This is a genomic window from Aquihabitans sp. G128 (genome assembly GCF_019048865.1).
Classification (GTDB): Bacteria; Actinomycetota; Acidimicrobiia; order Acidimicrobiales; family Iamiaceae; genus Aquihabitans.
Genome location: NZ_CP077604.1, coordinates 2082844 through 2094834 on the forward strand (window position 1 = coordinate 2082844; position 11991 = coordinate 2094834).

At 73.1% G+C, this 11991-nt stretch carries 12 protein-coding genes; 4 read left to right on the plus strand and 8 right to left on the minus strand.

Going from position 1 to position 11991, the window contains the following annotated elements; genetic code table 11:
- Positions 1 to 4: 4 nt before the first annotated feature.
- The 7 genes from KSP35_RS09945 to KSP35_RS09975 form a co-directional block, all read right to left on the minus strand.
- Positions 5 to 1219, minus strand: coding sequence for an MFS transporter (locus KSP35_RS09945; protein WP_217001384.1), 1215 nt, complete (start codon positions 1217 to 1219; stop codon positions 5 to 7).
- Between the two features lie 43 nt (positions 1220 to 1262).
- A complete protein-coding gene (locus KSP35_RS09950) occupies positions 1263 to 2165 on the minus strand; it encodes a phosphatidylcholine/phosphatidylserine synthase (RefSeq protein ID WP_217001386.1) in 903 nt (300 codons plus the stop codon).
- Positions 2162 to 2842 (minus strand): phosphatidylserine decarboxylase, encoded by a 681-nt coding sequence (locus KSP35_RS09955; RefSeq protein ID WP_217001388.1) that lies wholly within the window; start codon positions 2840 to 2842, stop codon positions 2162 to 2164. Before KSP35_RS09955 ends, KSP35_RS09950 begins: the two co-directional genes overlap by 4 nt.
- 111 nt (positions 2843 to 2953) lie before the next feature.
- Positions 2954 to 3490: a hypothetical protein gene (locus KSP35_RS09960; RefSeq protein WP_217001390.1), complete on the minus strand. Its 537-nt coding sequence runs from the start codon at positions 3488 to 3490 to the stop codon at positions 2954 to 2956.
- A gap of 11 nt (positions 3491 to 3501) precedes the next feature.
- On the minus strand, positions 3502 to 5094 hold the full coding sequence (cimA, locus tag KSP35_RS09965) for a citramalate synthase (RefSeq protein WP_217002207.1): 1593 nt from the start codon (positions 5092 to 5094) through the stop codon (positions 3502 to 3504).
- Positions 5095 to 5149: 55 nt separating this feature from the next.
- Positions 5150 to 6067 (minus strand): branched-chain amino acid transaminase, encoded by a 918-nt coding sequence (locus KSP35_RS09970; protein WP_217001392.1) that lies wholly within the window; start codon positions 6065 to 6067, stop codon positions 5150 to 5152.
- Between the two features lie 30 nt (positions 6068 to 6097).
- Positions 6098 to 7078 (minus strand): 3-isopropylmalate dehydrogenase, encoded by a 981-nt coding sequence (locus KSP35_RS09975; protein WP_217001394.1) that lies wholly within the window; start codon positions 7076 to 7078, stop codon positions 6098 to 6100.
- A 285-nt stretch (positions 7079 to 7363) separates the two neighbouring features.
- Between KSP35_RS09975 and KSP35_RS09980 the strand changes: the two genes are divergently transcribed.
- The 3 genes from KSP35_RS09980 to KSP35_RS09990 all read left to right on the plus strand — a co-directional run bounded on the left by KSP35_RS09980 (position 7364) and on the right by KSP35_RS09990 (position 9718).
- Positions 7364 to 7990 carry a hypothetical protein gene (locus KSP35_RS09980; protein ID WP_217001396.1) on the plus strand — a complete coding sequence of 209 codons (627 nt, stop codon included), beginning with the start codon at positions 7364 to 7366 and terminating at the stop codon, positions 7988 to 7990.
- Between the two features lie 48 nt (positions 7991 to 8038).
- A complete protein-coding gene (locus tag KSP35_RS09985) occupies positions 8039 to 8689 on the plus strand; it encodes a transcription elongation factor GreA (protein WP_217001398.1) in 651 nt (216 codons plus the stop codon).
- A 114-nt stretch (positions 8690 to 8803) separates the two neighbouring features.
- Complete coding sequence (locus tag KSP35_RS09990) at positions 8804 to 9718, plus strand: alpha/beta fold hydrolase (RefSeq protein WP_217001400.1); 915 nt, start codon at positions 8804 to 8806, stop codon at positions 9716 to 9718.
- 138 nt (positions 9719 to 9856) lie between these two features.
- On the opposite strand, the gene KSP35_RS09995 is transcribed toward KSP35_RS09990, so the two are convergent.
- Positions 9857 to 10513 carry an IclR family transcriptional regulator gene (locus KSP35_RS09995; RefSeq protein WP_217001402.1) on the minus strand — a complete coding sequence of 219 codons (657 nt, stop codon included), beginning with the start codon at positions 10511 to 10513 and terminating at the stop codon, positions 9857 to 9859.
- Positions 10514 to 10587: 74 nt separating this feature from the next.
- On the opposite strand from KSP35_RS09995, the gene leuC reads away from it, so the two are divergent.
- Positions 10588 to 11991: a 3-isopropylmalate dehydratase large subunit gene (leuC, locus tag KSP35_RS10000; protein ID WP_217001404.1), complete on the plus strand. Its 1404-nt coding sequence runs from the start codon at positions 10588 to 10590 to the stop codon at positions 11989 to 11991.

Genomic DNA, 11991 nt, shown 5'->3' on the forward strand with positions numbered 1-11991 from the left:
GCGTTCAGGTGGCGAGCGCCGGTGACGGCTCGAGGTCGGGGTCCCCCGGTCGGGGCAGGCGAGCCCGGGCCACCAGGAGGCTGGCCACCGCGACCACCGCGCCCACGACGAACGCCGCCCGGTCGGTGCCGGTGACGGTCACGAAGATGCCCAGGACCGGCGCGCCGAGACCCTGCGACAGGTCGAAGAACAGCGAGAACGTGCCCACGGCGTGGCTGCGCTCGGCCTCGGGCGCCTGCTCCACCACCAGGCCGAACAGGGCGGGGAAGAGCAGGGCCATCCCGAGGGAGAAGACGACGGTGGCGGCGTAGATGACCGGCGCCGCCGACACCGAGGCGATCGCCACCATGGCCACGAAGATGCTGACCAGCGAGATGGTGGTGGTGCGGATGGCGCCCAGGCGATCGGGCAGGCGGGCGCCGAAGATGCGGACGAGCAGCACGGTGACGCCGTAGACGAGGAAGAAGGGCCCGGCGTCGTCGATGCCGAGGCCCTCGAGGTGCAGCGACAGGAACGAGCTGAAGGCGGCGAAGCCCACCAGCCCGAGCAGGAGGATGGTGCCCGGCATGATCGCCGCCGGGTGCAGGAACGTGCGTGGCCCGGTGGGCGCCGGGCCCACGCGGCGGCCGAGGGCGGCGGGGATGAGCAGGGCAGCCAGCGCGCCGAGCCCGGCCAGCACGGCCGAGACCAGCCACACCCGGCCGGCCCCGCCCGATCGGTAGAGCACCTCGCCGAGGAACGGGCCGACGGCCAGCCCGGTGTAGATCGAGATCGAGAAGAACGACGCCGCCTCGCCCCGTCGGTCGTCCGGGCTCAGGTCCTGGGCGGCGGTGGCGGCCCCGACGAAGAACGCCGCCTCGCCCAGGCCCGTCACCAGCCGGAACGCCACCAGGGCCACCAGCGACGGCACCAGGCCGTAGCCCGCGATGGAGATCGCCGCCAGGGCCGAGCCGGCCACCGCCAGCGGGCGGCGGCCGAGCTGGTCGCCCAGGCGGCCCACCAGCGGGCGCACCAGCGCCGCCGAGACGGCGAAGGCCCCCACGGCGAGGCCGACCTCGAACCCGTTGCCGTCGAGCTCGTCGGTCACGTAGCGGGGCAGGACCGGGAGCAGCATGCCCATGGCCGTGAAGTACGCCATGGCCGACACCACGATGACCCCGAAGGTGGGGGTCAGCAGCCGCTCGGGCGCGGCGGCAGGGGCGGGATCGGGAGCGGTCACGGGCGGGACCAACGCCTGGGCGTCAGGTCCGATTCCCCGAGCCTCAGGATCGGGGCGGGACCTCGTCCTCGCCCACCAGGAAGAACACCGAGGGGAGGGGGCGGCGCGGCGGGGCCACCGCCGCTTCGCCGAACCAGCGCTTGCGCAACGGTCGGGTGAGCCAGCCCAGCGGGGCCAGGGCCACGTAGGTGTAGGCGATGAACAGCGCGGTGCCGACGGGCACGAACACCAGCCCGAGCACCAGCAGCACCACCGCCACCACGGTCACCCAGATCCGATCCGGGCGAGGCGAGGCCAGCCACCGGAACGAGGTGAACCGGAACGACGACGCCATGAGCACCGCCGGGACCATCACCAGCAGCACGGGCCCGGCCCGGTGCCACCCGGCGAAGTCGCCGTCGTAGGCGAAGACCGAGGCGATGACCACGCCGGCGCCGCCCGGGCTGGGCAGGCCGATGAAGTACCGCTTGTCCGAGAGGGGGTCGATGGTGACGTTGAACCGGCCCAGCCGGAAGGCCGCACAGGCCAGCCAGAAGCAGGCCAGGACCCAGCCGAGCAGCCCGAGGTCGTGCAGCGACCACTCGTAGAGCAGGAAGGCCGGCGCCACGCCGAAGGAGATGAGGTCGGCCAGGGAGTCGAACTGGAGGCCGAAGGGCGTGATGGCGCGCACGGCGCGGGCGACGGCACCGTCGAAGATGTCGCACACGACAGCGACGGCGATGAGGATGGCGGCCAGGTCGTACTGGCCGCCCTCGGCGGCCCGAAGCGACGAGAAGCCGCAGAGCATGTTGGCCAGCGTGAACGCGCTCGGCAGCATGGCCAGCGCCCGGCTCTTGGCGTCGAGGCGGTCGGGGCGGACGACGTCGGCCCCGCTCGGCGAGACCAGGCGGAAGTCGTGGTCGGTGTCGCGGCCCGTCGGCTGCGGGACCTCCGGGGCGTCGGTCACGAGACCTCTGCTCCGACGGCGGCGACCTGGGGCCACCGGGCCAGCGGGGTCTCCCCCGCCTTCACCTTCGTGCCCGGCGTGACCAGGATCTCGACGCCCGGCGGCACGAAGACGTCCATGCGCGAGCCGAACTTCATGAGGCCGATGCGCTCGCCGGTGTGGACGACGTCGCCGGGCGCCACGCGGGTCACGACGCGGCGGGCCGCCAGCCCGACGACCTGGCGGAACACCACGGTCCGCTCCTCGTCGCCCACCGTTCGCACGACGGTGATCTCGCTGCGCTCGTTCTCGGTGCCGCTCTCGGCCTTGAAGGCGGCCAGGTAGCGGCCCGGACGGTAGGTGACCTCGGTGATGGTGCCGCCGTAGGGCGCCCGGTTGATGTGGACGTCGGCCAGCGACAGGAACATCGACACCTGCTGCCAGTCGCCCTCGGGCGCGGCACCCGGCTCGGGCTCGCCGACGTGCATGACCTTGGCGTCGGCCGGGGCCACCACCAGGTCGGCGTCGCCGGAGGGCTCGCCGTCAGGGAGGCGGTCCGGGTCCCGGAAGAAGGCGGCGACGGCGACCGGCAGCGCACCGAGCGCCAGCGCGCTGCGCCGCCGACCGGTGAGCCCGGCGACGGCCGCGGGGATCGCGGCGATGGCGATGAACGGCAGGCCGTCACGATCGAGCTTCACGGGAGGGGATCCGTCCTTGGTGGGGTCGAGGGGGACCTACCCGCACGGCGGACGGGCTGCTCCCAGGGTGGCACGGCGACCGGCGGCGGGCCGGTCACGGGGGTGCCGCGCTCAGAGGGCGAGCAGGGAGCGCCAGTCGGCGGCGTGGGCCTCGGCGGCCTGGGCGGGCGACAGCCGGATGGTCTCGGTGGGCACCGCGTCGACGACGGCGCGGAGCTCGGGGTAGTGGTGGGCGGTGAGGCGGACGCCTTCGAACCGGCGCTGCCGCTCGGCCACCAGCTCCGGTGCCGGGGAGGCGTCGAGGAAGCCCCAGACGACGTAGGCCAGGCGCAGGTCGTGCAGGACCGGAGCCCGTCCGAACAGGGAGGCCCGCTTGAGGGCGATGGCCAAGGCGCCGGCCTCGGCATCGGCCAGCAGCTCGCCGTCGGTGACGTGCACCTCGGGACGCAGCAGCGGCGCCAGCTTCAGCAGGTAGCCCTGGTCGGGACCGGGCGAGCCCATGCGACCGGCGTCGCGGTCGGGTTGGCCACCGTTGCTCACGACCTCGCCAGGTCGCGCCGCCCGCCACTCGTCGCCGTAGCGCGGCGGCGACGCATAGGCCCGAGGCGAGTCGGTGGGCTTGGTGGGGACGAACTCCGGCGCAGCCATCGGGGTGGAACCTACTCCGACGTGTGGAGGAGGCCGAAGACCAGGGAGTCTTCCAAGGCTTGCCAGGAGGCCTGGATGATGTTCTCGCTGACGCCGATGGTGGACCAGGACCGCTTGCCGTTGGTCGAGTCGATCAGCACTCGGGTGACGGCGCCGGTGCCCTTGGCGGTGTCGAGCACGCGCACCTTGAAGTCGGTCAGGTGGACCTTGGCCAGCTGCGGGTACCTCGACCCGATCGCCTCGCGCACCGCGGCGTCGAGGGCGTTGACGGGGCCGTTGCCCTCGCCGATGCGGCCCACCCGCTCGCCGTCGACCAGGAGCTTCACGATGGCCTCGGTGTCGTGGCGGACCTCGTCGGCCTCGCTCACGATCACGCGGTAGGACTCGAGGGCGAAGTAGTCCTGCGTCCAGCCCGCGGCCCGGCGCATGAGCAGCTCGAGGGAGCCGTCGGCGGCCTCGAAGTGGTAGCCCTCGTGCTCCAGGCGCTTGAGCTCGTCGATGACGTCGGTGAGCGCGGGGCCGTCGAGGTCGATGCCGATCTCGCGAGCCTTGAGCTCCAGCGTGGCCTTGCCGGCCATCTCCGAGACCACGAAGCGGGTGCCGTTGCCCACGGCCTCCGGGTCGACGTGCTCGTAGGCGTCCTTGCGGCGAGCGATGGCCGACACGTGCAGGCCGGCCTTGTGGGCGAACGCCGAGGCGCCGACGTAGGGCGCCTGGGGGTCGGGCGTCATGTTGACGATCTCGGCGATGCGGTGCGACGCCGCGGAGAGCCGCGAGAGGCGACCCTCCGGCAGGGTGCGCACGCCCATCTTCAGCGTCAGGTTCGGGATGATCGTGGTGAGGTTGCAGTTGCCGGTGCGCTCGCCGTAGCCGTTGATGGTGCCCTGCACCTGGGTGGCGCCGCCCCGCACGCCGGCCAGGGCGTTGGCCACGCCGCAGCCGGTGTCGTCGTGGAGGTGCACGGCGACCTTGACGTCGTCCTTGAAGTGGCCGGTGATCTCGCGGACCACCGCCTCCACCTGGTGGGGCAGGGCGCCGCCGTTGGTGTCGCAGAGCACGAGCGTCTCGGCGCCCTGCTCGGCGGCGGCCTCGAGCACCCGTAGGCTGAACTCGGGGTTCTGGTGCCAGCCGTCGAAGAAGTGCTCGGCGTCGAAGAGGACCCGGACGCCGGCCTCCGCGAGGAAGCGGACCGAGTCGGCCACCATGGCCTCGCCCTCGTCGAGGGACGTCCGCAGGGCCTCGGTCACGTGGTAGGCGGAGCTCTTGCCCACGATGCAAACGGCGGAGGTGCCGGCGTCGAGCAGGTTGCGCAGGGTGGGGTCGTCGTCGACCTTGCCGCGGGGTCGGCGGGTGGAGCCGAACGCCACCAGGGTGGAGCGCTCGAAGCGCAGCTCGCGCGCCGCCCGGTCGAAGAACTCGATGTCCTTGGGGTTGGCGCCGGGCCAGCCGCCCTCGATGAAGTGCACGCCGAGCTCGTCGAGCTCATCCGCGATGCGGAGCTTGTCGTCGACGGTGAGCGAGATGCCCTCGAGCTGGGCGCCGTCGCGGCAGGTGGTGTCGAAGATCTCGACCGCCTCGGGCAGCCCAGGGTCCCGCGGCGCCATGAGCTCCACCGTGGTCGGCTCGGCCTCGATCGCCCCGGCGGTGCCAGGCCGCTTGTCAGCGGACATGTTCGACCCAGTCCTTGTAGCGGTCGGTCTCCCCGCGGATCGCCTTGTGGTACTCGGTGGCGATGGCGGTGGTCATGGGGCCGGGGCAGGGGATCGGGCGGTCGTCGACGGAGTTCACCGCGGAGACCTCGGCGGCGGTGCCGCAGAGGAACATCTCCTCGGCGAGGTACACGTCGGAGCGGGCCAGGTCCGACAGCACGCACTCGATGCCGAGGTCCTTGGCGATGGTCATCACCGAGTCCTGGGTGATGCCCTCGAGGGCGCCGGCGGAGAGCGGCGGGCTGAGGAAGCGGCCGCCGCGGGCCACGAAGACGTTCTCGCCGGTGCACTCGCTGACCATGCCCTGCGGGTTGAGCATGAGGGCCTCGTCGTAGCCGGCCTTCAGCGCCTCGACCTTGGCGAGGGTGGAGTTCACGTAGTTGCCGGTGGTCTTGGCCGCGGGCGGCATGGTGTTGTGGTCGAGCCGGGTCCAGGACGAGGTCTTCAGGCGGACGCCCGTGGTGAGGGCGTCGTCGCCGAGGTAGGCGCCCCACGGCCAGCAGGCGATGGCCACGTCGACCGTGCAGGGCAGGGTGGACAGGCCCATCTCGCCGTAGCCGTAGTAGGCGATCGGGCGGATGTAGCAGGACGGCAGGCCGCTGGCGGCCACGACGTCCTTGGTGGCTTGGACGAGCTCCTCCACCGAGTACGGCAGGTCCATCATCAGGATCCGGGCCGACGCGTGGAGGCGCTCGATGTGGTCGGTGAGGCGGAACACCGCCGGGCCCTGGGCCGTCTCGTAGGCCCGCACGCCCTCGAACACGCCGGTGCCGTAGTGCAGCGTGTGGGTGAGGACGTGGATCTTGGCGTCCTCCCAGGCGACGAGCTCGCCGTTCATCCAGATCGACTCGGTGGGCGTGATCGGCATCGGTGTTCCCCTACTTCTTCGGTTCGGCGATCAGAGGGCGGCGACGACGGCGTCGCCGATCTCGGGGGTGGAGGCGGTGAGGTCGGTGGCGGAGGCGCAGGCCTTGCGGATGCGCTCGGCGGCGTCGCCCTCGCCCAGGAGGTCGAGCATGAGGGCGGCGGAGAGGATGGCGGCGATCGGGTTGGCCTTGGCCTGCCCGGCGATGTCGGGCGCCGAGCCGTGGACCGGCTCGAACATCGACGGCGCCTGGCGGGTGGGGTCGAGGTTGCCCGACGACGCGAAGCCGATGCCGCCGGACACCGCGCCGCCGAGGTCGGTGAGGATGTCGCCGAAGAGGTTGTCGGTGACGATGACGTCGTAGCGCTGCGGGTCCTGGACGAAGTAGATGCAGGCGGCGTCGACGTGGTTGTAGGCGGTGGTGACGTCGGGGAACTCGGCGGCGACGTCGTCGAACGTGCGCTGCCAGAGGTCGCCGGAGAACGTGAGCACGTTGGTCTTGTGCACCAGCGTGAGGTGCTTGCGGGGGCGGGACTGGGCAAGCTCGAAGGCGTAGCGGACCACCCGCTCCACGCCGTGGCGGGTGTTGACCGATCCCTGGGTGGCGATCTCCTGGGGGGTGCCCTTGCGGAGGAAGCCGCCCTCGCCGGCGTAGGTGCCCTCGGTGTTCTCCCGGATGACGATGAAGTCGATGTCCTTCTCCGGCAGGAGGAAGGGCCGCTGGTTCACGAACTGGTCGAGCGCGAAGCGCATCTTCAGCAGCAGGCCCCGCTCGATCACGCCCGGCGGCACCTCCGGGGTTCCCACCGCTCCCAGGAGGATGGCGTCGAAGGCCCGGAGCTCGTCCAGCACGTCGTCGGGCAGGACCGTGCCGTCGGCCAGGTAGCGGGCACCGCCGAGGTCGAAGTCGGTGGTCTCCAGCTCGACGCCGGCGGCCCGGACGACCTTGAGGGCCTCGGCCACGACCTCGGGGCCGATGCCGTCGCCGCCGATGACTGCGATCTTGTGGGCCACGGGAGCTCCGATTCTGCTTGCGGCCGGCACGGTGCCGGCGGGTCTTGCGGGGCCGGACCGGGCGGGGCACGCCCGGCACCGGAGCGGAGAACGACAAAGCCGCCCACCGAAGTGGACGGCTCGACGCGCACACCGACGAAGGCGTGCGCTACCCGATGATGCGTACCGGGGTGGGGTCAGACACGGCAGCCAGTGTAGGCCCGAGGGCTTGCGAGCAGGCAAGCAGTGCCGATGGGAGCGGGCCGGGCCGGTAGCGTCCGGTCGCCACCAGCGCGGAGGACCGCCTTGACCCCCACCACCTGCAGCAGCTGCTCGAGCCCGCTCCCGGCCGTCGCCGCCGACCAGCGCCGCCCGGACCTGTGCGCGGCGTGCGTGGCCCGCTCGTCGGGCGCCGTGCCGCCGTCGACCCTCCCGCCGGTGCCGAGCTGGCCCGTCGGGCCGGGTGCCCCCGGGGCGCCGCCCATGGGCTACGGGACGCCCGCCGCCCTCGTCACCCGCACCCGCGTGCCCGACGCCCTGCTCCTCGGCATCGCCGCCGCGGCCATCGCCGGCGTGGCCTGGTGGGCCGTGGTGGCCACCACCAAGACCACGTTCACCTACGGCGCCATCGCCGTCGGCATCCTCGTGGGCCAGGCCGTGCTGATCGGGGCCCGCAAGGGCGGCGTGGTGCCGGCGCTCATCGCGGTGGCCGCCTCGCTCACCGCGCTGGTGGTGGCGGAGTACTTCATCCAGCGCACCGTCGCCATCAACGACTTCAACGCCAACGTCCCGCTGTGGCTGGGGTTCTCGACCGCCAAGGACATCGTGCGGGAGGCGGTGGAGGACGAGCCGCTCACCGCGGTGTTCTGGGGCGTGGCGGCGGTGGCGGCCGCGCTGTCGGCCGGGTCGCGCACCCGACGCCCCATCCTCTGACGCCGCTCGGCGGGCCGGCCGCCCGGGCAGCGGAACTAACGTGGACGGATGGCTGAATCCGTCCTCCTCTCCCAGGCCGCCCGAGATCGCATCGTGGCCGAGCACCAGGAGCTGGTGGCCAAGGTCGCATCGGCGCCGGCCGGGACCGAGCCCGACGACGACGCCGTCCGCGCCGCCCGGCTGGCCGACATCCTCGAGAACGGCACCGTGGTCGACCCTGCCGACCCGCCCCAGGACTCCGTCCCCCTGTCGCTGGAGGCCTACGAGCGCATCTACATCGAGCACCTCGACCTCACCACCCGGGGCAAGATCGACATCGCCCGCAAGATCGAGACCGCCCGCGAGCTCGGCGACCTCTCCGAGAACGGCGACTACCACGCCGCCAAGGAGGAGCAGGGCAAGATGGCAGGGCGCATCAACCACCTGGCCAACCTGCTCGGCAACGGCATCATCACCGAGAGCACCAGCTCCACCACAGTGCAGGCCGGCGCCGTCGTCGGCCTCCGCTACGAGGGCGACACCGACGTCGAGCGCTACCTGCTCGGCTCCATCGAGGAGCGGGTCGAGGGCGTCGAGGTCATGTCCCCCGGCTCGGCCCTGGGCCAGGCCCTGGTCGGCCACGCCGTCGGCGACACCGTGGAGTACGAGACCCCCACCGGCGCCAAGCTCAAGGTCGAGATCGTCTCCGTCGGCGGCTGAGCCCGGCAGCTCTGGCGCCGGGGTGACGTCGGTCATGGACGCCGGGTCGAGGCCATCCGCACCGGCCACCGGCCCCGAACTCACGGTCGTGGCCTCCCCGCCGATGGACCCCTCGTGACCCCGAACCCGCCCGCCGCGCCCGGTGGCGCCCCCCTGGCCGACGCCACCGTCGCCGACGAGGTGCGGGGCGCGCCGTGGCTGCCGCCGGGCGGCCCGGTGGAGCTGCCGGGCCGGGGCACCACCTTCGTCCGCGACTCCGGTGGGCCGGCCGGTGCGCCGGTGGTGGTCCTGCTCCACGGCTGGGCCGTCACCGCCGACCTCAACTGGTTCGCGGCGTACCCCGACCTCGCCGAGCGGTACCGGGTCCTGGCCATCGACCACCGCGGCCACGGGCGCGGCATCCGGCCGCCCGGGGGCAAGGTGCGGCTCAGCGACTGCGCCGACGACGTCGCCGCCCTGCTGGACGTGCTCGGCATCGACCGAGCCATCGTCGTGGGCTACTCCATGGGCGGGGCCATCGCCCAGCTGCTCTGGCGCCGCCACCCCGACCGGGTGTCGGGCCTCGTCCTGTGCTCCACCGCCCGCCACTTCCAGGGCGGGCCCATCTCGGCGCTCTGGTACCGCTCCTACACGCCGCTCGCTGCGGTGGCCAACGCCGCTCGCGGCCCGGCCGAGGCGCTGGTCCGCAAGCGCGTGGAGCGCCGGGTCTCGCGCGACGAGCGGGCCGACTGGATGCGCAGCGAGCTCGAGCGGGCCGACCCCGCCGCCCTGCTCACGTCCATGCGCTCGGTGGGCCGCATCCGCTCGAACCGCTGGATCACCGAGGTCGACGTGCCCGCCGCGGTCATCGTCACCACCAAGGACCGCACGGTGCCGGCCCGCAACCAGCGCAAGCTGGCCGCCGCCATCCCCGGCGCCGTGGTCTCCGAGGTCGCCGGCCCCCACGACTCGATCGTCACCCGCACCGACCAGTATCTCCCCGCCCTCCTCACCGCCGTCGCCCAGGTCGCCACCGCCGCCTCCCGCTGACCGGCATTCCTGTCGTTCCGGGGCGCCTGGCGCCCCCTCGGCGACAGGAATGCGCCAGCCGACCGGACTCCCGTCGCTTCAGGGCGCATGCCGCCCCCCGGGCGACAGGAATCCGGGGTGAGACCGGGCGGCGGCGCGTCAGGTGGGGGCGGCGGCCTGGGCGATCTGGTCGGCGGCGGCGGCCACCGCGGCGCCGAAGCGGGCGCCGGGGTCGGTGCCGAGGCGCTCGACGGGGCCGGAGATGCCGACGGCGGCGACGAGCGCGCCGGCCAGCAGCACGCCGGCGCTCACGGACGCCACACCGGGGGCCCGCTCGCCCACGCTGGCGGTCCAGCCCTCGGCCGGGGCGGCGCCGGCGAGGATGCGGCCGGCCGAGCCGACCTCGAGCGGCAAGCGGGCGCCCTCGGTGACGATGGTGCGCAGCTCGTGGGGCGACTCCAGCGACACCACGCAGACCCGGTGCTCGCCGTCGCGGACGTAGAGCTGCACGCTCTCGCCGGTCTCGGCCCGCAGGGCGAGCAGGGCCGGGCGGGCGACCTCGGCGATGGGCCAGCCGGCGGCCGCCGCGTGGCCCAGGCCCACCAGGCGAGGGCCGAGGGCGAAGCGGGCGGCGTCGTCGCGGCGCAGGAGGCCGTGGGCCTCGAGGGCGACGGCGAGGCGGTGGGCGGTGGCCCGGGAGATCCCGGTGGCGGCCACCAGCTCGGCCAGCGAGCACGCGCCGCCGGCGGCGGCCACCGCGTCGAGCAAGGCGACCGACTTGTCGAGCACGCCCACACCGCTTACGCTCTGTCCCATGGGCTGACACGTTAGTCTCAACATCTGAGACAGCGCCACTCCCACCCGTCGAACCGCCAGCGAAGCAGGAACCGATGACCGCCCCCAAGACCCTCAGCCAGAAGGTGTGGGACGCCCACGTGGTGTCGTCCCAGCCCGGAGAGCCCGACCTGCTCTTCATCGACCTGCACCTCGTGCACGAGGTCACCAGCCCCCAGGCCTTCGACGGGCTCCGCCTGGCCGGCCGCCCGGTGCGCCACCCCGAGCTCACCCTGGCGACCGAGGACCACAACGTCCCCACCGAGCACACCAACCTCGAGATCGCCGACCCGATCTCGCGCAAGCAGGTCCAGACTCTGCGCAACAACTGCGCCGAGTACGGCATCAAGCTGCACCCGATGAACACGCCCGGCCAGGGCATCGTCCACATCATCGGCCCGGAGCAGGGCTACACGATGCCCGGCATGACCATCGTCTGCGGCGACTCGCACACCTCCACCCACGGGGCCTTCGGCGCCCTGGCCTTCGGCATCGGCACCAGCGAGGTCGAGCACGTGCTGGCCACCCAGACGCTGCCCCAGTCGGCCGCCAAGACCCTGGCCATCACCGTCGACGGCGACCTGCCCGTCGGCTCCACCGCCAAGGACGTGATCCTGGCCATCCTCGGCCGCATCGGCACCGGCGGGGGCATCGGCTCCATCGCCGAGTACCGCGGCTCGGCCATCCGGGGCCTCTCCATGGAGGGGCGCATGACCGTCTGCAACATGTCGATCGAGGCCGGCGCCAAGGCCGGGCTCATCGCACCCGACCAGGTCACCTTCGACTACCTCGAGGGCCGGGCCCACGCCCCCAAGGGCGCGGCCTGGGACGAGGCCGTCGCCTACTGGAAGACCCTCCAGACCGACGAGGACGCCACCTTCGACCAAGAGGTCGTGCTCGACGCGGCCGAGATCTTCCCCCACGTCTCCTGGGGCACCAACCCCGGCCAGGTGGCCCCCATCACCAGCCGGGTCCCGAACCCCGCCGACATCGCCGACCCCGGCGAGCGCAACGCCGCCGAGCGGGCGCTCGAGTACATGGGCCTCACCGCCGGCACCCCGCTCAAGGAGGTGGCGGTCGACACCGTGTTCATCGGCTCGTGCACCAACGGCCGCATCGAGGACCTGCGGGCCGTGGCCGACGTGGCCAAGGGCCGCCGGGTCTCCTCCGGCATGCGCACCCTCGTGGTGCCGGGCTCCTGGGCCGTGAAGCAGCAGGCCGAGGCCGAGGGCATCGACCGCGTCCTCGTCGACGCCGGCTTCGACTGGCGGGACCCGGGCTGCTCGATGTGCCTGGCCATGAACCCCGACAAGCTCACCGTCGGCGAGCGGGCCGCCTCCACCAGCAACCGCAACTTCGAGGGCCGCCAGGGCCGAGGCGGCCGCACCCACCTCGTCTCCCCCGCCGTCGCCGCCGCCACCGCCATCGCGGGGCACTTCGCCACCCCAGAAGACCTGTAG

What these genes read in the sequence shown, in the direction of transcription:
- KSP35_RS09960 (WP_217001390.1), bottom strand. Translation starts at nt 3,490, where the DNA reads ATGGCTGCGCCGGAGTTCGTCCCCACCAAGCCCACCGACTCGCCTCGG.
- leuC (WP_217001404.1), top strand. Translation starts at nt 10,588, where the DNA reads ATGACCGCCCCCAAGACCCTCAGCCAGAAGGTGTGGGACGCCCACGTG.
- KSP35_RS09995 (WP_217001402.1), bottom strand. Translation starts at nt 10,513, where the DNA reads ATGGGACAGAGCGTAAGCGGTGTGGGCGTGCTCGACAAGTCGGTCGCC.
- KSP35_RS09970 (WP_217001392.1), bottom strand. Translation starts at nt 6,067, where the DNA reads ATGCCGATCACGCCCACCGAGTCGATCTGGATGAACGGCGAGCTCGTC.
- KSP35_RS09985 (WP_217001398.1), top strand. Translation starts at nt 8,039, where the DNA reads ATGGCTGAATCCGTCCTCCTCTCCCAGGCCGCCCGAGATCGCATCGTG.
- cimA (WP_217002207.1), bottom strand. Translation starts at nt 5,094, where the DNA reads ATGGCGCCGCGGGACCCTGGGCTGCCCGAGGCGGTCGAGATCTTCGAC.